General features: G+C 61.9%; 19 protein-coding genes and 1 tRNA gene. 8 read left to right on the forward strand and 12 right to left on the reverse strand.

All coding sequences use genetic code 11. The features are described 5' to 3' along the window. The first annotated feature begins 15 nt into the window (after positions 1-15). From hemW to CHU95_RS08235, 3 genes are all read left to right on the forward strand, one after another. Positions 16-1,182 (forward strand): radical SAM family heme chaperone HemW, encoded by a 1,167-nt coding sequence (gene hemW / locus CHU95_RS08225; RefSeq protein WP_094455909.1) that lies wholly within the window; start codon positions 16-18, stop codon positions 1,180-1,182. Between the two features lie 275 nt (positions 1,183-1,457). Beyond that, a complete protein-coding gene (locus tag CHU95_RS08230; protein WP_094455588.1) occupies positions 1,458-4,403 on the forward strand; it encodes a methyl-accepting chemotaxis protein in 2,946 nt (981 codons plus the stop codon). Positions 4,404-4,486: 83 nt separating this feature from the next. After that, positions 4,487-4,563, forward strand: a tRNA-Arg gene (locus CHU95_RS08235). A 34-nt stretch (positions 4,564-4,597) separates the two neighbouring features. Here the strand turns inward: CHU95_RS08235 and cobT are convergent. The 7 genes from cobT to CHU95_RS08270 form a co-directional block, all read right to left on the reverse strand. After that, positions 4,598-6,487, reverse strand: a complete 1,890-nt coding sequence (cobT, locus tag CHU95_RS08240; protein WP_094455590.1) for a cobaltochelatase subunit CobT — start codon at positions 6,485-6,487, stop codon at positions 4,598-4,600. 128 nt (positions 6,488-6,615) lie between these two features. Beyond that, positions 6,616-6,894 (reverse strand): hypothetical protein, encoded by a 279-nt coding sequence (locus CHU95_RS08245; protein ID WP_094455592.1) that lies wholly within the window; start codon positions 6,892-6,894, stop codon positions 6,616-6,618. Positions 6,895-7,122: 228 nt separating this feature from the next. Next, on the reverse strand, positions 7,123-7,404 hold the full coding sequence (locus CHU95_RS08250; RefSeq protein WP_094455594.1) for a hypothetical protein: 282 nt from the start codon (positions 7,402-7,404) through the stop codon (positions 7,123-7,125). A 238-nt stretch (positions 7,405-7,642) separates the two neighbouring features. Continuing rightward, positions 7,643-8,647, reverse strand: coding sequence for a cobaltochelatase subunit CobS (cobS, locus tag CHU95_RS08255; protein WP_094455596.1), 1,005 nt, complete (start codon positions 8,645-8,647; stop codon positions 7,643-7,645). A 36-nt stretch (positions 8,648-8,683) separates the two neighbouring features. Continuing rightward, positions 8,684-9,313 carry a J domain-containing protein gene (locus CHU95_RS08260; protein ID WP_342744712.1) on the reverse strand — a complete coding sequence of 210 codons (630 nt, stop codon included), beginning with the start codon at positions 9,311-9,313 and terminating at the stop codon, positions 8,684-8,686. A 79-nt stretch (positions 9,314-9,392) separates the two neighbouring features. Continuing rightward, entirely contained in the window at positions 9,393-10,628 is a 1,236-nt protein-coding gene (locus CHU95_RS08265; protein WP_094455600.1) for a sugar MFS transporter, read from the reverse strand. Positions 10,629-10,800: 172 nt separating this feature from the next. After that, positions 10,801-11,733, reverse strand: coding sequence for a DMT family transporter (locus tag CHU95_RS08270; RefSeq protein WP_245838049.1), 933 nt, complete (start codon positions 11,731-11,733; stop codon positions 10,801-10,803). A gap of 66 nt (positions 11,734-11,799) precedes the next feature. Here CHU95_RS08270 and CHU95_RS08275 point away from each other — a divergent pair, with 66 nt between their 5' ends. The 3 genes from CHU95_RS08275 (at position 11,800) to CHU95_RS08285 (ending at position 15,722) form a co-directional block, all read left to right on the forward strand. Next, positions 11,800-12,087 (forward strand): BolA family protein, encoded by a 288-nt coding sequence (locus CHU95_RS08275; RefSeq protein WP_094455602.1) that lies wholly within the window; start codon positions 11,800-11,802, stop codon positions 12,085-12,087. Between the two features lie 126 nt (positions 12,088-12,213). Continuing rightward, on the forward strand, positions 12,214-12,729 hold the full coding sequence (locus CHU95_RS08280) for a hypothetical protein (RefSeq protein WP_094455604.1): 516 nt from the start codon (positions 12,214-12,216) through the stop codon (positions 12,727-12,729). Positions 12,730-12,899: 170 nt separating this feature from the next. Further along, the gene (locus CHU95_RS08285; RefSeq protein ID WP_094455914.1) at positions 12,900-15,722 is read left to right on the forward strand and encodes a [protein-PII] uridylyltransferase; all 2,823 of its coding nucleotides are present in this window, start codon (positions 12,900-12,902) and stop codon (positions 15,720-15,722) included. Positions 15,723-15,840: 118 nt separating this feature from the next. Here CHU95_RS08285 and trpS read toward each other — a convergent pair whose 3' ends face one another. The 4 genes from trpS to dnaK all read right to left on the reverse strand — a co-directional run bounded on the left by trpS (position 15,841) and on the right by dnaK (position 21,825). Beyond that, entirely contained in the window at positions 15,841-16,842 is a 1,002-nt protein-coding gene (gene trpS, locus CHU95_RS08290) for a tryptophan--tRNA ligase (protein WP_094455606.1), read from the reverse strand. 76 nt (positions 16,843-16,918) lie between these two features. Next, entirely contained in the window at positions 16,919-18,490 is a 1,572-nt protein-coding gene (murJ, locus tag CHU95_RS08295) for a murein biosynthesis integral membrane protein MurJ (protein ID WP_094455608.1), read from the reverse strand. Positions 18,491-18,581: 91 nt separating this feature from the next. Beyond that, the gene (gene dnaJ, locus CHU95_RS08300; RefSeq protein WP_094455610.1) at positions 18,582-19,727 is read right to left on the reverse strand and encodes a molecular chaperone DnaJ; all 1,146 of its coding nucleotides are present in this window, start codon (positions 19,725-19,727) and stop codon (positions 18,582-18,584) included. A gap of 175 nt (positions 19,728-19,902) precedes the next feature. Further along, a complete protein-coding gene (gene dnaK, locus CHU95_RS08305) occupies positions 19,903-21,825 on the reverse strand; it encodes a molecular chaperone DnaK (protein WP_094455612.1) in 1,923 nt (640 codons plus the stop codon). 483 nt (positions 21,826-22,308) lie between these two features. Between dnaK and CHU95_RS08310 the strand changes: the two genes are divergently transcribed. After that, positions 22,309-22,578 carry a hypothetical protein gene (locus CHU95_RS08310; protein WP_245838050.1) on the forward strand — a complete coding sequence of 90 codons (270 nt, stop codon included), beginning with the start codon at positions 22,309-22,311 and terminating at the stop codon, positions 22,576-22,578. A 105-nt stretch (positions 22,579-22,683) separates the two neighbouring features. Further along, positions 22,684-23,502, forward strand: coding sequence for an arylamine N-acetyltransferase family protein (locus CHU95_RS08315; RefSeq protein WP_165772089.1), 819 nt, complete (start codon positions 22,684-22,686; stop codon positions 23,500-23,502). Positions 23,503-23,515: 13 nt separating this feature from the next. Here CHU95_RS08315 and CHU95_RS08320 read toward each other — a convergent pair whose 3' ends face one another. Continuing rightward, positions 23,516-26,239: an EAL domain-containing protein gene (locus CHU95_RS08320; RefSeq protein ID WP_133065477.1), complete on the reverse strand. Its 2,724-nt coding sequence runs from the start codon at positions 26,237-26,239 to the stop codon at positions 23,516-23,518. Positions 26,240-26,314 lie beyond the last annotated feature (75 nt).

The following is a 26,314-nucleotide window of genomic DNA, read 5'->3' on the forward strand; positions in this document are numbered from 1 at the left end:
AAGGACATTTGTGACATGATCAGTTCGCCCGATCCGGGTTTTGCGCTTTATGTGCATTGGCCGTTCTGCGCGTCCAAATGTCCCTATTGCGACTTCAATTCCCATGTCCGCGAAAAGGTCGATCAACCGCGCTGGGCCGAGGCCCTGCTGCGCGAACTGGATCATTTTGCGGACCTGACACCGGGCCGGACCCTGACATCGGTGTTTTTCGGCGGCGGCACCCCTTCATTGATGCCACCTGCGACCGTGGAAGCCATCCTGAAACGTGCTGATGAACGCTGGGGATTACCCGCCGGTACAGAGGTCACGCTGGAGGCCAACCCCACCAGTGTCGAGGCGGATAAGTTCCGGGCCTTCCGGGCGGCCGGGGTCAACCGTGTCAGTCTGGGTATCCAGGCACTGAATGAGGCTGATCTACAGGCCCTCGGCCGGCGGCATTCAGCGGCCGAGGCTTTGACGGCCATCGGTTTGGCCCGGTCGATCTTCCCGCGCTACAGCTTTGATCTGATCTATGCACGGCCCCAACAGACGGTTGCCGCCTGGCGGGATGAGCTTTCCCGTGCGCTGGACCATGCTGTCGGGCATTTGTCGCTCTATCAACTGACCATTGAAGAGGGAACGCAGTTCCACACCCTGCATGCGCGCGGTGACTTGATTCTGCCGGAAGAAGAGGTCCAGGGCGAGTTGTATGCGACAACACAGGCAGTGCTGGAGAGTGCCGGTCTGCCTGCTTATGAAGTGTCGAACCATGCGCGCCCGGGACAGGAAAGCCGACACAATCTGACCTATTGGCGATATGGGGATTATGTCGGTATTGGGCCGGGCGCTCATGGGCGGTTGACCCTGCCCGGCCTGGGCAAGGTTGCGACCCGCACCCACCGGGCGCCGGAAATCTGGCTGGAACGCAGCTTGGCCACCGGTACGGGCGCCAAGCCTTTTGAAACGGTGGCAGCCGCAGACCGGCTCACCGAAATGCTGATGATGGGTCTGCGCCTGTCCGAAGGGGTGGCGCTGGACCGCGTCCTGGTGGAAACCGGGCGGCCGCTGTCCGACTGGATCGAGCCAGCGCGCATAGAGGGGCTGATCCGCCACGGCATGGTGCGTTTGGACGGGGCCATCCTGTCCGCCACCAAGGACGGCCGGGAACGGCTGAACGCCGTGCTGTCCCGGCTTCTGGGATAGCAGGCCAGAACGCCTATCCTGCAGGATAGGCACCAGAAGATGGCATAGTTAACAAACTGCGTTAATTTTGGGCAAATCTGCGCTGGGCGGATTGCCGTGACTGAACTCATGTTCCCGGCTGCGATGTAAGGATGACGATCATAGTCCGAGATGCGGATCGGATGGTTTGACAGTGTCGAAGTTGAAGCGGTTTGATTTGCCTTACGAACCAATATTCTTCGTTTTCCCTGGAAACCATTTCTTTGCCATCCGGAAATTATTTGGGGGGGAAACTAATGCGTGACAATGGGCCTGTGACGAACCGTGAAGTGGAGATGACGGAGGGTGACCTGCTGGTGTCGAAAACGGATACCGGCGGTCGTATTACCTTTGTCAATGATGCCTTCATCGCTATCAGCGGCTTTTCCGAACAGGAACTGATCGGCGCGCCCCATAATGTCATCCGCCATCCCGACATGCCGAAGGAAGCGTTTGCTGACCTGTGGTCGACGGTCAAGGCGGGTCGGCCGTGGGAAGGGCTGGTTAAGAACCGTTGCAAGAATGGAGACCATTACTGGGTCCGGGCCAATGTGACGCCGGTGATCGAGGATGGGCAGCTTGCCGGGTATATCTCCATCCGCACCAAACCAGCGCGGGCCGATGTCGCAGCAGCCGAAGCCCATTATGCAGCCTTCCGCGCCGGTCGGGCGGGAAATGCCCGCATTCATCATGGGATGGTCGAGAGTACAGGGCCTTTGGCAGCAGCCCGGCACTGGTTTAACTCTGTGCGTGGCCGGCTGGTCATGGTTTTCACCCTGATGCTGGTGCTGCAATTGCTCATTGGTGGTCTGGGGATGAAGGCCGTCGATGATGGTCACACCCGCATGGCCCACCTTAATGAGGAAGCGGTTGTGCATATGCGCCGGCTGAAGGTCGTGTCGGATGCTTATGCCGTGTCCATCGTTGATGCATCACACAAGGTCCGCAACGGCAACTTCACCTGGGATGAAGGGATCAAGTCCATCGAAAAGGCCCGTACGGATATTCGGCGGGAATGGGGTGATTTCGCGGGTTCCGACATGGACCCCGACGAAACGGACATGGTTGAAAAGGTCAAACCGCTGCTGGCGGCGGCGGATCAGACGGTCAACGACCTTCTGGCCGCGATGAGGGCAGAGGACCGCGCCGCCCTTGAGTCTTTGGTGAAAAACAAGCTGTATCAGACCATTGACCCCGTTGCCGACGTGATCAGCCGGCTGACAGAAATGCAGTTGGCCCATGGGCCGGAGGCATTGGAGGAAAGCGACAGGGCCCATAGCGCCCTGCTCTGGGGGCAGTCAATCATCGGTCTGCTGGGCCTGACGCTGACCATTGCCGCTGCCCTGTGGCTTTTGCTCACCATCCGACGCCCTATGGACGGGATGCGGCTTGCCTTCGACGCCATCGCTGCCAACCGGTTAGAACAGCCCATCGACATGCCCGCGGCACGGGAGTTCCGTGGTGCCTTTGCGCAGTTGCGTGCCACCCGCACCAAGTTGGCCTTCGCACAGGAGCAGCAGCAGGTTGCGGCAGCCAAGTCACGGGCCGAAACCCGGATGCGACTGCTGGAAACCTGTGATGCCATTGAAACGGATCTGATCGCCACCTGGCAGGGTGTCGAACAGAGTTGCCAGCGGGTGGTCGGCGGCATGAACCAGTTGGGTCAATCCATGGGGTCGGTGCGGGAGAATGCGGTCCTGTTGGCATCCATCGCCGAACAGACCTCCGCCAATGCGCAGAATGTGGCCGCCGCAACCGAAGAGTTGGGCGCATCGGGTACCGAGATCGCCCGGCAGGCCAGCCTGTCCAGTCAGGTTGTCGCCCGTGCGGTGGCCAGTGCGCGCGACGCCCAGTCTGCGGTGTCACGCATGGCCGAAGCCACCGGGGAAATCCGTGCCGTTGTTGGTCTTATCGCGGAAATTGCCGAACAGACCAATCTTCTGGCCTTGAATGCCACGATTGAGGCGGCGCGCGCCGGGGATGCCGGCAAAGGATTTGCCGTTGTCGCATCGGAAGTGAAAAGCCTGTCTAACCAGACGCGCAACGCCACCGAAGACATTGCCAAGCGCATTGAAGCGGTGCACAGCGCCGTTGACGGCTCTGTTGATGGCATCAATGCGGTGATCCGTGTTGTGGAAGAGATCAACCACACCGCCACCGCCACTGCCGCTGCGGTGGAAGAACAGTCTGCGGCCAGTGCCGAGATCGGCCGTAATGCCGAGGAGTCTGCCAGCGGTGCCTTGCAGGTTTCCGAAAGCGTATCGCGCATCAGTGGCGATATCGATCAGGCCAGAGTGGTTGCCAGCGATGTGGAGGGTCGGGTTGCGGATACGCAGCGGTCGGTGTCTGCCCTTCGTACCCGGCTGTTGACCACGTTGCGCCAGTCGGTGGCAGGTGATCGCCGCAGCCATGACCGCATCCCGACCGATCTGCCGGCCCATCTGGTCACCGGCGGCACCGATCTGTCCGTCACCGTGCTCGACCTGTCCACAGATGGCGCCCTGCTGACCATGCCGGCTGCATTCCGGGCGGAACCCGGCGCACGGGCGCAACTGAAACTGCAGGAACTGGGCAGTATCGCCGCCCGGATTGTCGGCGGCAGCGATTTGGGCCTGCACCTGAATTTTGAACCGCGCGCTGCTGACCAGGAAGCATTGCACAGCTTTGTTCAGCGTCTGATCAACGCGGAATCGAAATTTATCCTGGCGGTACAGGAAAATGCCGCCAAACTGTCCACTTCGTTGGAACAGGCCCTGGCGGGCGGGCGGATCAGCGAAGATGATCTGTTCTCCACAGACATGCGGTTGGTACAGGGGTCCGATCCCGAACAGTTCATCGCGCCGTTCACGGCCCTGACCGATGAACTGTTTACCCCGATCCAGGAAGCCGTCCTGGCCTTGGACCCGGCTGTGCAATTCTGTGCGGCGGTGACCAATATCGGTTACCTGCCCACACATAACCGTAAATTCAGCGAGCCGCAGCGTCCGGGTGATCGTGACTGGAACATCGCGCACTGCCGTAACCGCCGCATCTTTGATGACCGGGCGGGTATGGCGGCCAGCCGTAACAGCCGGCCGTTCCTGATGCAGGCCTATACGCGTGATATGGGCAGCGGGGTGCTGGTGCGCCTGAAGGAAGTGGATGCGCCGATCATCGTGGTGGGCCGCCGCTGGGGAAATCTTCGGCTGGCCTATAAGAAATAGCCGCCCTGGGTCTGGCCCCTATGGACCCGGTCCATAGGGGCTTTCCCGCCGCCACGAATGCCGCTATATGGGGGACGTGGTTGGCGTCCGTAGCTCATCAGGATAGAGCGCCGGTTTCCTAAACTGGAGGCAGCAGGTTCGAGTCCTGCCGGGCGCGCCACATTTCAGCGCTAAGCCGCGACTGCCGTCAGCCGTTATCGCCGCCCGCCCCCCGCACGACGGGGCGCCGCGCCCCATCCCTGACGGCTATCTTCATCAAACAGTTCGGCCAACTTTTCCATCATGGTGCCACCCAACTGTTCGGCGTCAATGATGGTGACGGCACGGCGGTAATAGCGGGTCACATCGTGGCCGATACCGATGGCCACCAGTTCGACCGGGCTTCTTGTTTCGATCCAGTCAATGACGGCGCGCAGGTGCTTTTCCAGGTATGAGCCGTTATTGACCGACAGGGTGCTATCATCCACCGGCGCGCCGTCGCTGATCACCATCAGGATGCGGCGCTGTTCGGGGCGGGCCAGCAGCCGTTGATGCGCCCACATCAGTGCTTCGCCGTCGATATTTTCCTTCAGGATACCTTCGCGCAGCATCAGGCCCAGATTGCGCCGCACCCGGCGCCAGGGCGCATCTGCGCCCTTGTAGATGATGTGACGCAGGTCGTTCAGGCGGCCTGGCTGCGGTGGTTTGCCGGCGGCGATCCAGCGTTCACGCGACTGCCCGCCTTTCCAGGCTCGTGTCGTAAAGCCCAGGATTTCCACCTTCACGCCACAGCGTTCCAGGGTGCGCGAGAGGATATCCGCACTCATCGCCGCGATGGAGATTGGGCGGCCGCGCATTGACCCGGAATTGTCGATCAGCAGCGTGACGACCGTGTCGCGGAAATCTGTTTCATTCTCCCGCTTGAACGAGAGGGGGACAGTGGGATTGATCACGACGCGGGCCAGACGCGCCGCGTCCAGCATGCCTTCTTCCAGGTCGAACTCCCAGGACCGCGTCTGTTTGGCCAGAAGCCGCCGCTGCAGCCGGTTGGCCAGTTTGGAGATGACGCCCTGAAGATTCTGCAATTGCTGGTCCAGCATCAGGCGCAGGCGGGTCAACTCATCCGGGTCGCACAGTTCGGCAGCGTCCACCACCTCATCAAAGGCAGTCGTAAAGGGCTTATAGGCGCCGGCGTCGGGTTCATTGCGGCTGCGTTCGGGACGGGGCTGCTGACTGGGATTGCCCGGTTCCTCCGATCCATCGCCTTCGCTCAGTTCGCCTTCTGCCTTTTCACCATCTTCGCCGTCGGCGGCTTCTTCGGACCGGCGCTGCTGTTGCTGCTGCTCCTGCATCTCCTGCGACTGGTCCTCGCCGGATTGCTGCTGGCCGCCCTGGCTGTCCATCTCCTTGTCGCTGTCGCCGGCATCGGGGCTTTCAGGGGCATTGTCCTGCTCCCCCTCGTCGCTGTCCGGTTCGGCGCCGACATCCATGTCCATATCGGACAGCAACCGGCGGACCGCCTTGGCATAGGCGTCCTGGTCTTCCATGACCGCACCCAGCTTGCCCAGGCCTGTACCCAGTTTGTCGGCCACTTTCTGCCGCCACAGGTCCACGGCTGCCCGTGCGCTTTCCGGTGGGGCGGCCCCTGTCATGGCTTCGCGGGCCAACAGGCGCAGTACGTCGGGCACCGGTACCTGTTCCGGGTCGTGCAGGCGATCAAACCCCGCTTTGCGGTACTTCTCTTCCAAGCTGGCGGCCAGATTGCCGGCAACGCCGCGCATCTGGGTGGCCCCGATGGCTTCCACCCGCGCCTGTTCCAGCGCTTCGTAGGACAGGCGTGCCTGTTCACTGACCGGCATGCGGTTGGCGTGGATCGCGGCGTTATGATGACGCAGACGCAAGGCGGCGGCATCGGCCGATCCGCGAACATGCGCCAGTTCGCGCGGGTTCAGGTCACGCGGTGGCAGGGGGACCCGCACCCGCGCACCGGCCACACCTGCCGGTTCGGACGAAAAGCCCACCACCAGATCCTTGCGATCCGCCAGGGCCCGCACGGTGGCGGTGGTGGCGCGCTTGAAGATCTCAACGGGGGATTCCTGGGTCATGATCCATCACTGTTCCAACCGCCCGGTATGATTGGGCAATAACCCAGCATACCGGATGGCGGCGGCGGCGCCCATCCGTTTTGCCAGGGTCGCCTATCGCCCCTGGTCATGCGTCCGGAAATGACATGCTATTTGGGTGTCTTTGTCGCCATGTCGTTACGCTGCATCTGTTCGGTTTCAGCGCGCTGTTGGCGATAGAATTCGTCCCATTCCGCCTTTGTCCGGCAGACTTTCTTGGCGGCGAGACGGCTTCCTGTCTCTTTTTCCTTCTTGCAGATCTGCTTGTCTGCTTCGGTTGCAACACTGGCCGCTGCCGGTGTCTGACTGTCCGATGATTGGGCGACGGCGCCGGGAACGCCCCCGGCTGCAAAGCCCGCGATGAGAAACATCACTGCAAAACCGCGCATGTTATTCCTCCCTGTTTCTGGGGTCGGCAGGGTACAGGATCATGCCCCTGGGACCATCAGCATTTGGTTTATCGCATGACCAAGCCCAGAACCGTAACCGGTTCTGGCAATCACACACCAAAGATAGCCCAGGCGGGTTCTGCGGTACGCAATGGGCAATGGCGGGGGGTGTCCCGCCCGCCATTGACAAAGGGCTGCCCCATCGGCCCGCCATTGCGCCCCCGCAGTTCAGCCCTTGGGCGTTTTATTCGCCATGTCATTGCGCTGCATCTGTTCCGTTTCGGCCCGCTGCAAGCGATAGAATTCATCCCATTCAGCCTTGGTCCGGCACGTCTTCTTCTTAGCCAAGCGCGTGCCAGTCGGCTTTTCCGCCTTGCAGATTTCGCGTTCGGCGGCGTTGGCTGCGGCCGGTGCATCGGTGGCCGGTGCGGTCTGTGCTGCGGCAATACCGGTGGCAAATGGCTGTGCGGCCAGCAACAGTGCTACCAGCCCCAATCCAAACTTCTTCATTTCCGCATTCTCCAAAGTAACAAGTACAGCCCCGACGAATAGGATAGCGTAAATTTTCCAGGCGGGCAATTGCCGCACTGCAACTATCACACAATACCAATGACAGGTTTGGTCAGCATTCGTCGCCAACAGGGTAATGAACCGCCATTCATTGCAAGTTTGCAAATAAATAGATGAAAGAAAAAGGCGGTCCCGTTACCAGGCAGGACCGCCTCTTACATCACAATCGTTGAATGCTTCAGACCAACGAGCCCTTGAAGGAACCGGTTGGCAATTCCTGGCCGAAACAGCGCTGGTAATACTCGGCCACGGTGGCGCGCTCGACCTCATCACACTTGTTGAGGAAGGAAACGCGGAAGGCAAAGCCGACATCGCCGCCGAAAATGGCCGCATTCTGGGCCCAGGTGATGACGGTACGCGGGCTCATCACCGTGGAAATGTCGCCGGCGATGAAGCCGCTGCGGGTCATTTCGGCCAGGCGCACCATGGACGCGACAGTGCCGCGCTTCTCGTCGGTGTCATAATCGGGCACCTTGGCCAGAATGATCCGCACCTCATCGGCATGCGGCAGGTAATTCAGGGTCGCCACGATGTTCCAGCGGTCCATCTGGCCCTGGTTGATCTGCTGCGTACCGTGATAAAGGCCCGTCGTATCGCCCAGGCCGACCGTGTTGGCGGTGGCGAACAGACGGAAGGCCGGATGCGGGCGGATGACCTTGTTCTGATCCAGAAGGGTCAGCTTGCCCTCCAGTTCCAAGACGCGCTGGATGACAAACATCACATCGGGGCGACCCGCATCATATTCGTCGAACACCACGGCGCAGGGGTGCTGTAGCGCCCAGGGCAGAATACCTTCACGATATTCCGTCACCTGCTTGCCATCGCGCAGCACAATGGCGTCCTTGCCGATCAGGTCGATACGGCTGATATGGCTGTCCAGATTGACGCGAATGCAGGGCCAGTTCAGCCGGGCTGCGACCTGTTCGATATGGGTCGACTTGCCGGTGCCGTGATAGCCCTGGATCATGACGCGGCGGTTGTAGGCGAAGCCGGCCAGGATGGCCATCGTCGTCTCGCGGTCAAAGCGATAGGCCTTGTCCCGCTCCGGCACATGTTCGGTAGCCATGGTGAAGGCCGGGACACGCATGTCGCTGTCGATGCCGAAAACTTCGCGCACGGACACGGTGATGTCGGGCAATTCGGGATGGGTGGCCGTGCTGTTGGAAACCATGTCGGGTGCCATTCTTGCGCTGCTTCTGATCTCTGATGCCGGGGTCTGTCAGGCCTGGTCGGGTTGGTGCCCACCAAAGGCGGCCTTCAGGGTTGTGTAGGCTTGGTTGATGGATTTCAACCGTTCTTCCGCCTCTTTCGCCCCGCCATTGGCGTCGGGGTGATATTGTTTGGCCAGTTGACGGTAACGGGCCTTGATGGTGGCGAAATCGGCGTCGGGTGGCAGGTCCAGCGCTATCAGCGCCTCTTCCTCGGCGGTGCGCGCCTTGGGGCGCTGGGCGCTGCGGCGGGCTTCGCCTTCCTCCCCCGACCAGTCGGCGCCAAAGGCAAAACCACCGTTGAACACCCTGTCGCGCGTGCGCTTCTCACGCGTGCGCCAGTCTCCCATGGGCCAGGAGGGGCGCTGCCAGGTTGTGTCCTGGCGCACATGGCGTTCAATCTCGTCCTGCGACATGCCGGCATAGAAGTCCCAGGACTTGTTGTAGTCACGGACATGGTCCAGGCAGAACCAGAAATAATCGTTCAGCTTGTCCCGGCCCTTGGGTGCCCGATGTTCCCCCGCCTCCCGGCAGCCGGGATGATCGCACGCGCGCATGTGGGCGCGCGGCGCTTCCCGGAAATCGAAGGAAAGGTTGGGCCGGTTCTTCTGCATAACCGGCAGAGTATGGGTGGCAAGCACGACGCTGACAAGGACGCCGATAACGGCCGGTCCCAGTTGGGCGTGGGCCTGCCATGCAGCCGGGCCGGGCTTGACTTGCTTACTTCCCGGTCTTGGCGCCCCACAGCGCATAAAACAGGATGTAGAGTTCGCACGCTGCGGTCAGCAGGAAGGAGAGCTGCAAGCCATAAAGGTCTGCCAGCCAGCCATGGACCACGACCAAGGCGCCACCGGCGATGGCCATGATCAGCAGGCCGGAACCCTCCTCCGTCAAGGGGCCTAACCCCCGGATGCCCAGCGTGAAGATGGTGGGGAACATGATGGAATGAAACAGGCCCACCAGGATCAGCGACCACATGGCCACCGGCCCGCTGGCAAACACAGTCACCAGCATGACAATGAAGGCCCCGATGGAAAACCAGGCCAACACCGTTTCCGGTGCAATGGAGCGCATCAGGAAGCTGCCCACAAAACGGCCCACCATCATGCCACCCCACAGCAGGAACAGATAGTTCGACGCCTCCTGGTGTGTCAGGTTCCCGATCTCTGGCTGGGAGACAAAGTTAATAAAAAGGTTGGCGACGCCGATCTCGGCAATCAGATAGATGAAGATGGCGGGAATGCCGAAGACCAGATTGCGGTGGTTCCACAGCGACAGGCCGGCGCGCGTTTCCTTGTCCGCGCGTGAAGTGTGTTGGCCCATGGCGGGCAGGGGAAACCGGGCAATGATGATGGCCAGCAAGATCAGAACACCGGCCACGATCAGATAAGGCAACTGCACCGATTGTGCATCCGCCAGCCGTTCGGCTTGGGTCAGGACGGTGCCGGCTTCTGCCGTGCCGGCGGTCGTGCGACCCAGGATCAGGTACCCGCCGAACAGCGGGGCCAGCGTGGTGCCTACCGAGTTGAACGCCTGCACCAGGTTTAACCGTGCCGAGGCGCTGTCCGCTGGCCCGATGACAGCGACATAGGGGTTGGCCGCGACTTGCAGCAGGGTGATGCCCGACGCGATGACAAACAACGCCATCAAGGTCACGGTGTAGGATGGCATGCGGGCCGCCGGGATCATGCCCAACGCGCCCACGGCCATGATGCCAAGCCCGATGACCAGCGCCTTCTGATAACCCACCCGTTCGATCAGCTTGGCTGACGGGATGGAGGCAAAGAAATAGGCGATGAACCAAACCGATTCGATCAGCGTCGTCTGGGTATAATCCAGGTCGAACACGGAGCGCAGATGCGGCAACAGCGTATTGTTGATAACCGTGATGAAACCCCACATGAAGAACAGGCTGGCCAGCAGCGTCAGCGCCGGCCGGTAGGAACCTGTACCCATGGGAGCGTGTTGAGGCGAAACAGGCGACGCGCCAAGAGGTGTTGCCACAGCGTCAGATCCTTCCCGAACATTTGTGTCCATGAAGGCTGGTTGGGTCCAGCACGATTAATCATACTTATTAGCGGAAATTAGTATGATGAATGCCCGACCGCTGCAAGCAACAAGGCGCCTTTCACCCGCGTTTTTCTGAGAGCGCTACCAAAATCAGCCCGCCGCCGATCAACCCCAGACCCACCAGATTGGTCAATGTCAGCGGCTCGTGCAGCCACAGGGCAGATGACACCAGCCCCACCACTGGCACCCCCAGAACCGACAGCGACGTGGTGATGGCGGGGAGGGCGCGGTTGACCGTAACCATGGCCCAGAAACAGAAGGCAGTGGCAATAGGGCCATTATAGATCAGCAGCACCACCAACTGTCCCGACCAGTCGATCTGCGACAGATCCTCTGTTCCCAAGGCCGCGATTGTCGCCATCAGGGCTGCCAGCATCATCTGCCAGGGGGCCAGCTGCAGCGGCGTGCCGACCCAGCGATGTCGGCGCACATGGACAATATTGAAAGCCCAGATTAAGGCCGCCAGCATCAGCAACCCGTTGCCCAGCAGCACCGGGCGCTGTGTCCAGTCAAATGCCGCCGGATTGAACAGCACCGCCACCCCGGCCAGTCCGACCAGCAGCCCGCCCGCCTTGGCCCAGCCCACCCTTTCCTTGAGAAAGATCAAGGCCAGCGGCACCACCCAGAGCGGGGTCGTATAGGCCAGGATGCCGGCCCGGCCCGCTGGCACATATTGTACCGCGATCGTGACCAGCAGCATGAACAGGCCCATCTGCAGCACCCCCACCGACAGGATGACCGGGATGTCGGCCTTCGCCGGCAGACGCAGTTGTCGCAGGGCTGCCGTGAAGATCAGCAGCGATACAGCGCCCAGCAGCAGACGCGAGGCGACGAAGCTGATCGGGGGCATATGGCCGACCACTTCCTTCATTACCGGCCAGTTCACACCCCAGAGCAGGATGACCAGCACCAGCAGGGTCAGAGCCAGGGGGCGCGTCACCACCTGGGCTTTCTTGTTCGCCGCCGGCATCGGCGGGCTGGTATCTGACATGATGATCTACTACCTGTTGGCCATGTCCCAACCCTGGCATCGGCCGAACAGGCCCTGGATATGACAATGGCAATCTACGCGACCCGGATGCGGGACAAGCTGACACAGGCTCTAGCCCCGCACAGCCTGACCATCAAGGATGTCTCGCACCAACATGCCGGCCATGCGGGTGCCGATCAGCCCGGTGGCGAGACCCATTTCGATGTGGTCATCGTGTCGGAGCGGTTCGAGGGGCTGGGACGCGTGGCACGTCAGCGTCTGGTGTATGGCGCAGTGTCGGCCGAACTGGCGGAGCGTGTGCATGCCCTGTCGATCCAGGCCTTGACCCCGGCAGAGGCCGCGAAGCTGACGTGAGGTTGTCGCAGGCGATGACGACCGGCACCACATCCCGCCCCCACAGCGTATGTTGCATTGCAGCATGACACTCTGTACCCTGACGGGGCGGGGGTTCCTCTCCCGCCATAGATTGGGGGACGGAAAATGACGCGGGAAACCTCGACACCCTTGGCAGCCCGCGGGGCCGAGGTCGCAGCCGAGTTGGCCGCCACCACCCTGGTTCTGGGCGAAACCTTGTGGGCAGCGCAGCAAACGATCGGCCTGCGGGCCGTGCGGCTGGCGGCGGCCGGTTTTGATCCGGCCCGGCTGCGTGACCCAGAATTCACCACCATGATCTGGGAAAAGCTGGACGCGGCAGTGGAGGCGCAGAATGCGCTGGTTGCCGGGCTCTGGTCCCTGTCCGATGTATGGTTTGAATGGCTGGCCCAGCAGGGGGCGGCCATGGCCCAGGCTGGGCTGGGCATGGTCGCCCCGCCTGACCCGATCCGGTATGGCGGTGTCGCCAGCGATTATGTCGAAACCAGCCTGAATGTGGCGGAGATTGCTTGCGGCCGCATAGCGCTGGAAGCCTCCCGTTTGGGCGGGCGCGGCCTTGCCCCCTATCATCGCGCCACCAATGAGAATGCCCGGCGCCTGTTGAGCGCTGCCGGAGAGGGCTGAAACCCGGCGCCAGGGTTAAAAATCATCGCGAGGAGGGCTTGATGGGGCTGTTCGCCCACGGAAGGCCCAAGCCTGGGCGGATGTTTCATGCCATACTGTCGCGCAGGGACAGTCCCGGAACCCGTGCGATGCCAGATACCATTCCTCCGATCCCCCCCCAAAGCGGCAACATGGCCGCTTCGCCTGATGCCGTTTCCCCCCGCCCTGATGGCGGGCGTCATCCGCCCATCCCCGGAAGGGCCGGTATCTGCAAACGGCTGAATGCCCTGGTCGACAGCCATGATGGCAGTATTGACCGGCTGCGTGGGCCGCTGCTTTTGCTGCTGAAAGAGATATTGGCCGAAGGCCGCACCGCCATCCGCGCCCGGTTCGAGGTGTCGCACCGTGGCGATGATTGTGTGCATCAGACGGCCAAGCTGACTGACGCCATCGTGCAGTCTCTGGCCGACTTCACCTTGGACCATGTCTATCCAACGGCGGAACTGACCAAGGGTGAACGGCTGGCCATTGTCGCCATTGGCGGCTATGGCCGGGCCGAAATGGCCCCCTTTTCTGATGTCGATCTGTTGTTCCTGCTGCCCTACAAGCGGACACCGCGGGTGGAGCAGGTGGTTGAATATATGCTCTACCTGCTCTGGGACCTGGGTTGGAAGGTCGGGCATGCGGTGCGCTCGGTGGATGAATGTATCCGCCTGTCGCTGGATGACATGACCATCCGCACCAGCCTGCTGGAAGCGCGGTTCCTATGGGGTGAAAACGCCCTGTTTGGCGAGATGCGCAAACGGTTCGCCAAGGATGTGGTCGGTGCCAGCGGCAGCATCACCGCCTTCATCGAAGCCAAGATGGGCGAACGCAACGAGCGGCACCGCAAGATTGGCGACAGCCGTTACATGCTGGAACCCAATATCAAGGAAGGCAAGGGCGGGCTGCGTGACCTGCAGACCCTGTTCTGGATTGCCAAATACGCTTATCAGGTGGATGAGGTGGAGGGGCTGGTCGCCAATGGTGTGCTGACGCCGGAAGAGGCGCAGCGCTTTGCCAAGGCCGAAACCTTCCTGTGGTCTGCCCGCTGTCAGTTGCATTACCTGACGGGCCGTCAGGAAGACCGTCTGACTTTTGACCTGCAGATGGAGATGGCGCGCCGGCTGGGCTATACCGAACATGCAGGCAAGAACGCGGTCGAGCGCTTCATGAAGCATTATTTCATGATCGCCAAGGATGTGGGGGATCTGACCCGCATCTTCTGTGCCGCCCTGGAGCAGGAAAGCAAACGCGCGCCCCGATTCGCCTTTCTGCGCAAACGGTTTCAGCGCGGGGCGGATTTCAACGGATTCACCTTGGATGCCGGCCGCCTGAACGTGAAATCCGATCGGCATTTCAAGGATCAACCGATTGATATGATCCGCCTGTTCCATGTGGCGCAGGAGAATGACCTGGATATCCATCCCAACGCGTTGCGGGCCATCACCCGTGCCCTGTCCAGCATTGGGCCGAAACTGCGCGAGGATGCGGAAGCCAACCGTCTGTTCCTGGAAATCCTATCATCAAAGAAAGACCCGGAGGTGGCGCTGCGCCGCATGAACGAGGCGGGCGTTCTGGGCCGATTCGTGCCGGATTTCGGTCGTATTGTCGGCATGATGCAGTTCGACATGTACCATCACTTCACGGTGGATGAGCATACGCTGTTCGCCGTCGGTATCCTGCACCAGGTGGAAAAGGGCGCCCTGACGGATGAGGTGCCGCTGGCATCCGATGTGATCCACAAGGTCAATTCCCGCCGCGCCCTCTATGTCGCCATGCTGGTGCATGACATCGCCAAGGGCAGAGGCGGGGACCATTCCATCCTGGGGGCCAAGGTTGCGGAAAAGCTCTGCCCGCGCCTGGGCATGACCGAGGAGGAGACGGAAACGGTCGTCTGGCTGGTGCGCTGGCATCTGGCCATGTCGGACACTGCCTTCAAGCGTGACCTGGATGATGAAAACACCATCAGCAAATTTGTCGATCTGGTTCAGTCGCCGGAACGTCTGAAGCTGCTGTTGTGCCTGACGGTGGCCGATATCCGGGCGGTGGGGCCGGGCCGCTGGAACGGCTGGAAGGCCACGCTGCTGCGCCAACTGTTCCGCCGCAGCGAAGAACGCATGTCCGGTGTGGTGGGCAGTGAAGGCCGCGACAGCCGGGTGGCCGCTGCCCAGGCCGCCCTGCGGGCCGAACTGGCTGATTGGCCGGCGGTGGAGGTCGATGCCCATCTGGCGCGTGCCTATCCAGGCTATTGGCTGTCGCTGAACATTCCGACCCTGGCCCACCATGCCCGCCTGATCCGGGAGGCGGAACGGACCAAGGCGCCGCTGACCCTGGATACACGGATCGACCGGGGCCGCGTGGTAACGGAGGTCACGGTCTATACTGCCGACCATCCGGGCCTGTTCTCCCGGCTGGCCGGTGCGCTGGCCCTGGCCGGGGCCGACATCATGGATGCGCGTATTTTCACCATGACCAACGGTATGGCGCTGGACGTGTTCACGGTACAGGCCGCCGGCGGCGGTTCCTTCGACAGCGGCGACAAGCTGGCGCGCCTATCGGTGATGGTGGACAAGGTGTTGGCCGGTGAACTGCGTCTGGCCGATGAACTGGCCCGCCGCCCGCAACAGACGGCGCGTATCCGCGCGTTCAAGGTGGCGCCGCGCGTGCTGGTCGACAATACGGTCACCGGTAATCATACGGTGATCGAGGTGAATGGTCGCGACCGACCCGGTCTGCTCTACCTGCTGACCCGCACCCTGACCCAGGCCAATTTGCAGATCGCGTCGGCCAAGATCTCCACCTATGGCAATGTCGCCATCGACGTTTTCTATGTGAAGGATGTCTTCGGCCTGAAGGTCACACATGAACGCAAACTGGCCGAAATCCGTCATGCCCTGTTGAATGCCCTGACCGAACCGGATGGGGAACCAGAACCGGCCAAGTCGGCAAAGGTAAAGAAGAAGGCGGCCTGAAGACCGGGCCCGCCTGTTGAAGGGTCCGCCTCCCCGGCCGACGTTGGGGAGGCGGATTTTTATAATTCAAGATGTTCGTGCCGAGGACCGTCGGTATGCTGACCCTTTGGTTCCGGTATTAGAACCGGACCAGACCCACCAGATCCTTGACCTCATTCACGGTCCGCGCTGCGATCTCGCCAGCACGATCGGCGCCCTTCTTCAACAACCGGTCCAGTTCGGCCTTGTCACCCAGCAATCGGTTCATCTCACCGGCGATGGGGGCCAGTTTGGCCACCGACAGGTCGGCCAGCGCCCCCTTGAAGGCGCTGAACTGCTGCCCGCCGAATTGCGCCAGCACCGAGGCACGGGTCGTGTCGGACAAAGCCGCATAGATCGTGACCAGATTGTTGGCTTCCGGCCGCTTTTCCAGATCTTCCACGGTTTCCGGCAGGGGCTCCGGGTCGGTCTTGGCCTTGCGGATCTTCAGGGCGATGGTATCGGCATCATCAGTCAGGTTGATGCGGCTATATTCGCTCTCATCCGACTTCGACATTTTTTTGGTGCCGTCCCGCAGGCTCATCACCCGCGTCGCTTCGCCCAGGATTTGTGGCTCGGGCAGGGGGAAAAAGCCATCGGCCTTGTAATAGCGATTGAAGGCGCCAGCAATGTCGCGGGCCAGTTCCAGATGCTGCTTCTGATCCTCCCCCACCGGCACATGCGTGGCCTTATAGAGCAGGATGTCGGCGGCCATCAGAACCGGATAGGCATAGAGGCCCAGAACGGCGTTGTCCTTCTGCTTGCCGGCCTTTTCCTTGAACTGGGTCATGCGGTTCAGCCAGCCCAAGGGCGTATGGCAGGTCAGGATCCAGTTCAACTCGGCATGGCCGCTGACCGATGACTGATTGAACAGGATGTTCTTGTCGGGGTCGATGCCCGCCGCGATATAGGCGGCCGCCACCTCGCGGATATTGTTCCGCAGGGTTTCGGGGTCGTGATCAATGGTCATGGCGTGCAGATCGACAACGCAGAAGATCGCGTCCATGTCGTTTTGCAGCTTCACCCAGTTCTTCAGTGCGCCGAGATAATTGCCGAGGTGGAGCTGGCGGGTCGGCTGCATGCCGGAAAAGATAAGGCTCATCGTTTGAGGTCTCTATCGGTCGCTTGTGGAAGGCGAAATGCCGGGCTGCCTGTATGGCCCCGGCCACCGGTACCGGTCAAGCGGCCGGCGGCGGTGTGTTGCTGCTCCGGCGCAGCATTGCCTTGATCTCCGCCATGCGGGTCGCTCGCAGCAGAAAGCACAGGGCGAAATAAGTGAGGGATGCCCCCAGGATGACCAGCGCCAGCGCCCCGATCCGCTCCGGTGCTGTGCCGGTGAACAACCAACGGGCCAGCAGTTCGGTCAGACCAATGCTGGCGGCACCCAGGCCGATCACCGCCAACCCCATCCGCCACAACCGGCTTTTCAGACGGTCATCGAATGACAGCAGCCCACGCCGCCGCAAACCGATGGCCAGCAGCACCACATTCAGCCAGGCCGTCAGGCCCGGTGCCAGGGCCAGTCCGACATGGCCCAACGGTTCGATCAGCGCCAGCGAGACCAGAACATTGCCGATCAGCACGACGATGGCGATGCGCACCGGTCCCCTTGTATCCTGTTTGGCGAAATAGGCGGACGACAGGATCTTGGCCACGATGAAGGCCGGGATGCCGATGGCAAAAGCCTGCAATGCCGCCGCCGTGGCTGTGGCATCGGCGGCCGTGAAGGCGCCGCCCTTGAACAGCACATGCACCAGCGGGGCCGGGATGGTCATCAATGCCACGGTGGCCGGCAGACCGAACAGGGCTGCGAATTCCAGGCCCCGTGACAGGCTGGCCTTCACCCCATCCTGATCGCCCGCCGCCATTTGTCGCGACAGAAGCGGCAACAGCGCCGTGCCGACCGCCACGCCGATCACCGACATCGGCAACTGGTTCAAGCGGTCGGCATATTGCAGCCAGGATACCGATCCGGTGGGCAGCCAGGAGGCCAGGTTGGTGCCGACCAGCAGGTTGAACTGATAGACCCCCGCCCCCAGGATGCCCGGCGCCAGCAGGGCGAACAGCTTTTTCACCCGCGGCGTCAGGCGCGGGCGGCGTAAGCGCAGGCCCATCCCGGCACGTTTGGCGGCGATGATCATCCAGACCATCTGCGCCAGACCGGCGATCGGTACGCCATAGGCCAGCATCCAATGGGCACCGATCCCTAGAGGGCCGGCCATCAACAGACCTGTGATCTGTACGATGTTCAGCAGGACCGGGGCCGCCGCGAACGGTCCAAACCGCCCCACGGCATTGAGGATAGACCCAAACAAGGCGGTGATGGAAATCAGCGCCAGATAGGGAAAGGTAATGTGTGAAAGTGTGACAGCCAGCGTGAATTGCGCCGGGTCATCGCGAAAGCCTGTCGCCAGAATCGACACGACCCAGGGCATGGCAAGCGCCATGATGATTGAGAAAATCATCAAGATGGCGACCATGAAGGACAAGGCCTCCTCGGCCAGCCCCTTGGCCGCCGCCTCGCCTTCCTTTTGCAGCGTACCACTGAACATCGGCAGAAAAGCCGCCGTGAAAGCCCCTTCGGCGAACAGTGACCGAAACAGGTTAGGCAGACGGAAGGCCACGAAGAAGGCATCGGCCTCCATGCCAGCACCCAAGAACCGGGCGGCCAGCATATCGCGCACAAAGCCCAGCACTCGGCTGATCATGGTGATGCCGCCGACAGTGGCGATGGCGCGGGCGAAGCTCATGAAGGAGTCCGGGCTGGTGGGGTCTTGACGCTACCCCCATTTGTCATCCCCGCTTGTGCGGGGATGACGACAGCGCATGTTGCCCGCGCCCTCAATCCTTCAAATCCGCAAAGAACTCCTTCACCTTGGCGAAAAAGCCTTCCGACTCGGGATTGTGGCCATTCTCCGCCGCTTCCTTCTCGAACTCTTTCAGCAATTCCTGCTGCCGTTTCGTCAGGTTGACCGGGGTTTCGACCATGACATTGATATACATGTCCCCGCGGGCCGGGCTGCGCAGCACACTCATGCCCTTGCCCTTCAGGCGGAACTGATGGCCGGTCTGGGTGCCGGCGGGCACGTTCACCTTGGCCCGGCTGCCATCAATGGTCGGTACTTCAATGGTTCCGCCCAGGGCCGCCGTGGTCATGGGGATGGGCACCCGGCAATGCAGGTTGGCCCCGTCACGCTGGAAAAAGCGGTGGGCGGCGATCGACAGGAAGATATAGAGATCGCCCGGTGTACCGCCGCGTAATCCTGCTTCGCCCTCGCCGGCCAACCGGATACGGGTACCATCCTCCACGCCCGCCGGGATAGAGACCTGCAGGGTCTTTTCCTTGCGTACCCGGCCCTGGCCACCACAATGGCGGCACGGGTCCTTGATGACGCGGCCGGACCCGTTGCAGGTGGGGCAGGTGCGTTCGATGGTGAAGAAGCCCTGCTGGGCCCGCACCTTGCCTGCCCCGTTACAGGTGCCGCAGGTGGTGGGACTGCTGCCCGCCTCGGCGCCGGACCCGCCGCAGGGATCGCACATCACACTGGTGGGCACACGCACCTGGGTGGCGGAGCCTTTGAAGGCATCCTCCAGGCTGATTTCCAGATTATAGCGCAGGTCATTGCCGCGGTTATTGGTCTGGCCGCCGCGCCCGCCCCGACCCATGAACTCCCCGAACATCTCGTCAAAGATGTCGGCAAAGCCGCCGCCGAAATCGAAGCCACCAGCACCACCACCCGCGCCGGGACGTCCACCGCCTCCCTCAAAGGCGGCATGGCCGAACCGGTCATAGGCTGCGCGCTTCTGCTCGTCCTTCAGACAATCATAGGCTTCGTTGATTTCCTTGAATTTCTGTTCAGCCGTCTTGTCACCCTGATTGCGGTCGGGGTGATATTGCATGGCCAGTTTGCGATAGGCCTTTTTCAGGTCGTCGGCGCTGGCGTTTTTCGGGGCGCCGAGAACTTCGTAATAATCGCGCTTCGACATGGTGGCCTCTGTTCCTTCGCATCCGGTCCGGCCGGCCTGTCACTGGTGCCATACCCGGATTGGAAGCCCATTCATCAACATTCCTGTCAAGCAACAGGCCCGCCCGGGTAAACCGGGCGGGCCAGCGCCAGACTTGGAACGGCTGTCCCGCCCCCAAAACGGGGGTCAAGCGGCGTCAGTTCTTCTTGCGGTCGTCCACTTCCTCGAAGTCGGCATCCACCACCTTCTCGCCGCCGGCATTGTCATCATCGCTGGTCGATGCGGACGGACCACCGGGGGCGGCACCCCCTTCCTGGCCAGCCTTGTACAGGGCTTCACCGATCTTCATGCTGGCCTGGGCCAGGGCATCTGTCTTGGCCTTGATGGCGGCCGGGTCGTCCCCATTCATGGCCGTCTTCAGATCGGCGATGGCCGCTTCGACAGCGGACTTGTCGGCAGCGGCGATCTTGTCCTCATTCTCCTTCAAGGTCCGCTCGGTGGAGTGGATCAGACCGTCTGCATGGTTCTTGGCTTCCACCAGTTCCTTGCGCTTCTTGTCTTCGGCCGCATGTTCCTCGGCGTCCTTGACCATCTTCTGGATGTCGCTGTCCGACAGCCCGCCCGAGGCCTGGATACGGATCACCTGCTCCTTGCCGGTGGCCTTGTCCTTGGCGCCGACATTGACGATGCCGTTGGCGTCGATGTCAAAGGTCACTTCGATCTGCGGCACGCCTCTCGGGGCGGAGGGAATGCCCATCAGGTCGAACTGGCCCAGCATCTTGTTGTCGGCCGCCATTTCGCGTTCACCCTGGAACACGCGGATGGTCACGGCAGATTGATTGTCTTCCGCCGTGGAGAACACCTGGGACTTCTTGGTCGGGATCGTCGTGTTGCGGTCGATCAGACGGGTGAACACCCCACCCAGCGTTTCGATACCCAGCGACAGCGGCGTGACGTCCAGCAGCAGCACATCCTTGACGTCGCCCTTCAGGACACCGCCCTGGATGGCCGCACCAATGGCCACCACCTCGTCGGGGTTCACGCCACGGTTCGGCTCCTTGCCGAAAATCTGCTTCACGGTCTCGATGATCTTGGGCATGCGGGTCATACCGCCGACCAGGATCACCTCATCCACTTCCGACGCCTTCAGGCCGGCATCCTTCAGGGCAGCCTGGCAGGGGCCGACGGTGCGGCGGACCAGATCTTCGACCAGGGCTTCCAGCTTGGCGCGGGTCAGCTTGATGTTCAGATGCTTCGGGCCGGACGCATCGGCGGTGATGAAGGGCAGGTTGACTTCCGTCTGGACAGAGCTGGACAGCTCGATCTTGGCCTTTTCGGCGGCTTCCTTCAGGCGCTGCAGGGCCAGACGGTCCTTGCGCAGGTCGATCCCCTGCTCCTTCTGGAACTCCTCGGCCAGGTAATCGATGATCTTGCCGTCGAAATCTTCACCACCCAGGAACGTGTCGCCGTTGGTGGACTTCACCTCGAACACGCCATCGCCGATCTCCAGGATCGACACGTCGAACGTGCCACCACCCAGGTCATAGACGGCGATGGTGCCGGTGCCCTTCTTCTCCATGCCATAGGCCAGGGCGGCGGCCGTCGGCTCGTTGATAATGCGCAGCACTTCCAGGCCGGCGATCTTGCCGGCATCCTTGGTGGCCTGGCGCTGGCTGTCATTGAAATAGGCGGGAACGGTGATGACGGCCTGGGTGACCTTTTCACCCAAGTAAGCCTCGGCGGTCTCCTTCATCTTCTGCAGGATGAAAGCGCTGACCTGGCTGGGGCTGTACTTGTCGCCCTGGGCTTCGACCCAGGCATCGCCATTGCCACCCGACACAATCTTATAGGGGACGAGGTTCGCGTCCTTCTTGGTCACCGGATCATCGAAACGGCGGCCGATCAGGCGCTTGATGGCGAACAGGGTGTTGTCGGGGTTCGTGACGGCCTGGCGCTTCGCGGGCTGCCCCGTCAGCCGTTCACCACCTTGGGTGAAGGCGACCATGGACGGCGTGGTGCGCGCGCCTTCGGCATTCTCGATAACCTTGGCCTGTGTGCCTTCCATTACGGCCACGCAGGAATTCGTGGTGCCCAGATCGATACCGATAACCTTGCTCATGACGACCTCTCTTGTTCGGCAGACCGCCCGCGGCCCAAAGCACCGCGATATGGTCCCCATCGTTGATCTCCGGGACGGGTCACCGTCCTGGCGCACAGCAGATATAGGCAGGCCCGCTGTGCGGCGCAACTGTCCAGCCAGTGTCACGGCTTCGCCATTTTCGGCAAGGCTGCATTGCCCGTGCCGGCGGGCGGGACCGGAAAGGGGGAATGCCACGGATAGTCACGTGTGAAGGCTTTGCCAAATTCGATTACTGTAAACATATTCATATTACGATTAAGTAAAGTACACAACCTATCGGACGTGAGTCATTGACATGGACTACGTTTGTTTGGTGAGTAGAAGAAACATCCCGTTTATACTTGTTAACAGTAAAAATTAATACGTTTATGTCTGTATTTGTCCACAAAAACGAATTAGCATCGACCGCACAGGACAAGAATGGCCTAACGGCTGGCAGTCATCGCCAAGGGGGCGGAACCGATGATGAATTGTTCACTGAATAAGCAGGACGCTGCGGGGGAAGAACCAGCGCGGGACGTGGCCATTGCAATCAAGCGGTGCCTGGAAAGCCTGGTCAAGGATGCCCGCCGCAGCCAGATGGGTGATCTGGCGGAATTTCTGGCCCTGGCGGTGCTGGCCGCCGATGATGCTGCCCGTGCGGCTGCGGGCAATCCGGCTGTGCCGGTCGGTTCAGCCACCCGTGCCCCGGCCGTCGATCTGGCCCACCGCAAGGTGGCAGGAACCTGCTGATCGCTTGGGTTGGCGATTGAGTGCCGGTGATGTTTGGGTCTGGCGGAGCGCTTGTCGCTTGGGTAAGGGATGCGTCTGCATACCGTTCCGCCAGGATCTGTGACCATGAACCAGCCACCGGTACCCGCTTTTGATCTTTCCGCCTATCTGGCCCGTATCGGTTATACCGGTCCTGTACAAGCCACTCTGGCCTGCCTTCGCGCCCTGCATATTGCACATGCGGGGGCCATTCCGTTTGAAAATCTCGATATTCAGCGGGGCCTGCCCATTCGCCTGGAACCGGAAGCCATCATGGCCAAACTGGTCGGTTCCCAGCGCGGTGGTTATTGTTTTGAACAGAACAGCCTTTTCCATATGGCGTTGACCAGGATCGGTTTCGATCTGGTGCGCCGCCTGGCGCGGGTGCGGATGGGGGGGGATCCGGGAGGGCGCAGCCACCTGATGCTGTTGGTTACCATCGAGGGTGACACCCATCTGGCCGATGTCGGTTTCGGCGGGTCCTGTCTGGCCGAACCCCTGCCGCTGCGGAAAGGGGAGTATGACAGTGCCGGTGACCGTTGGCGTCTGCGTCCTTCCGACTGGTCGCCGGGCTGGGAACTGGAGGTCTGGCGCGATGGCGACTGGTTTGGGCTCTATTGGTTTGGGGATGAGCCGGTGGTCGATCACGACCTGATTTTCGGCAATCACTATACCTCCACCCATCCGCAGTCGCGTTTTATCCAGAACCGGCTGGTGGCGCGGATAACCCTGTCCGAACGGCACAGCCTGTTGAACGGGCAGTACCGACGGCGCCTGAACGGCACCTTGGCGGAAGAGTTAGAAATCCCTGACGAGGCGAGCTTTCGGCACATCCTGCGCGAACGGTTTCTGATCGACCTGCCAGCGGATGCGGGTTTACGCCCGGTGGACGGCATCGCCCCCTGACGGCTGCCTGCCGTCAGAACCAGCGCCCGGCGCGCAGACTGCGGGTTTCAGCCTTGATGGGGCCGGGCATACCGATGGCATGATGCACCAGGGCCGTTGCCATCTCGGCCTCCAGCGGTTTGGCGAAAAGATAGCCTTGGGCCCGTTCACAGCCCAATTGGCGCAGCAACGCTTCTTGGGCTTCGGTTTCCACACCTTCGGCCACAACACCGAACTCCATGATCCCGGCAATGTGGAGGATCGCGCTGACCAGGGCTTTGCCCTTGTCGTCACGCGCCATGGCAGTGACAAAGCTGCGGTCGATCTTGATGGTGTCGACCGGCAGGTTCTGCAAATAGGCCAATGAAGAATAGCCTGTGCCGAAATCATCAATGGCCAGTTGGATCCCCAGGTCGCGCAGGCCCTGCAGGATGGCCACGGCCTCTCCGCCCTGGCCGATCAACCCGCTCTCGGTGATTTCCAGGCGCAGCCATTCCGGCCGGCATTCGGTCATGTCCATCACCCCCGTCACCCAGCGCACAATGTCCAGCCGGGACGGGTCGAGTTGATAGGGCGATAGGTTGACAGAAATATAAAGCGGATTGTCGGCCCGGCCCCGGTTCCATCTGGCAATCTGGCGGCAGGACTGGACCAGGATATGGTTGCCCAGCGGCACGATCAGGCCCGTCTCCTCTGCCACTGCGATAAAGGTGTTGGGTGGGATCGGTCCGTGCTCAGGGTCAGTCCAGCGGGCCAGCGCCTCGAACCCGGTCAATTCGCCATCGGACAGGCGCACAATCGGCTGGAACACCGGGTGCACACCATTGGTGAAGTAAATGGCCTGACGCAGCCGGTCATAAATCACATGCCGTTGCGTCAGCCGGGCTCGCATGTCGGCATCAAACACCCGTCTTCCGCCGCCGCCCGCTGCCTCCGCTTCGGCGCTGGCAATCTCTGCATCGCGCAAAAGGGCAGCCGCGTCAGTGCCACCGGCGGTTCCGGGCACCAGCCCCAGGCTGGCCGTCACGAACATTTCCCGGCCCGCCACAGCCAGCGGTGCCCGCAGGGCATCGCGCACAGAATGGGCAAGATCATCGGTTCGTTCCGCCGCCTCCTCAAAGGACAGGATGGCGAATTCGCCTGTGTCGATGCGGCCAAGAAGATCGCCTGCCGGTACACATTCCCGCAACCTTTTGGCCACCGCAGCCAGCAGGGCGTCGGCTTCCGCCTCGCCCAGGGCTGCCTTTACCGCGCGAAAACGGTCCAGGCCGACGACCGTGATCGCAACCTCGGTTTCCACCCCCAGCGCCTGCTGCAACGCCTGCAGCACATGTGTCCGGTTTGGCAGACCGGTGACCCGGTCAAAATTGGCCATGACATGAAGCTGCTGCTCCGTGCGGCGGCGGTAAATCTCCGCCTGGCGTTCGGCCAGCAGATGGTGCAGTTCCTGCGCAAGCTCCAGTTCGGCATGGCTCCAGCCGGCATCCGCTTCCCGCAGCAGAACAAGATGCCCGTCCGGCACATCAATGCCCAGCATCCCCGGTCGCCAAGTGATTCCGTCCCGCCGTGCCGTGCTCTCGTCGATCAGCCGGTCCAGCCAGTGCGGCAATGGGGGAAGTTCATGGGTAGCCCAATGGCTGCCTTCGATGCCGGCCACCATTGCGCTATGGGGCAGCAATTCCCCGATCACGGTCTGCGCGGCTGCCAACCCATCGGTCAATTGCGCGCCCTGGCGCAGCAGATGTGACAGCCGGGTCAGACCCCGGGCGGCGTTGGTTCGGGCGGCGATGCTGGCCCGTTCCTCCAACGTGGCGATCTGTGCCGCCACAATTTCACCCAGCGCCTCGCACAACGCGCGGACCGACGGGGTAACGGCATGGGGTTCGGCACTTTCGCACCAAAGATAGCCCCACAGACGCCCGCCGACCAGCAGGGTTACAGCCAGCACACCGCGCACCTGCCGCCGCTGGCCATGGCGTTGGAACAGAAGGGTCGGATGGCGCAGGCTGACCCGGCTGAGATCCAGATGGCGTCCGGTGACCGGGTTGGTCGCCGGCACCAGCGAAACCGGCTCGGCCTGCATGTCATAGACCAGCCGGGCGCGGTTCAGTTCAAGCAGGGATGTTTCCAGCGGTCGCAATGGCACGAAGCCCAGGGCCGACCCTGGCTCGCTCTGGCCTGGGGCGGCTGCGGCCGCCAGGACCTGGATATCTCCGCCTTCCGGCATCCGCACAAACAGCGCGCGGTCATACCCCGTCAGGCGGCGCATGTCTTGCGTTACCGCCTGTGCCAGATCGGTGACGCTGGCAATGTGGCGGTAACGCCGGATCGCGGTCCCGAAACCGGCTGTCTGCATGCCGGCATCCCCCAGTGGCGGGGCCGCTTCCAGTTCCAAGATCAGACCGCTTTCATCCCATTGACCATGCGCGATCAGGCGCCGGCGCTGTCCGCCACGGTCCAGACGCAGCGGGATCGGTCCGATGGCATCCGCGCCGGCCTGGGCAATGGCGCGATCCAGCGCACGGGCCGCCAGGGGACCCAGAAGATCAGCAACCGGCCGGCCCAATGCCTCGTCCACGGGGCAGCCCAGCAGCAGCGGCAGATTGGTGCCCGCCTGGATCAGGCGGCGGTCCTGGGCATTCAGGACCAGTAGCCATCCATGGGGCTGGATCAGATCCAGCCTCTCACCGAACGCGTCACCGCCGGCCGCAATCAGCGACAGTGGATCAGACCATCCGTGGGCAGGGGGAACCAGCATCGATAAACGGACCACGCGGTTGAAAACGGGCAGGACCACCTGACAGTTAAGCGCAGGAATGCCCAACGGTCGGTG

The organism is Niveispirillum lacus, from assembly GCF_002251795.1.
GTDB lineage: Bacteria > Pseudomonadota > Alphaproteobacteria > Azospirillales > Azospirillaceae > Niveispirillum > Niveispirillum lacus.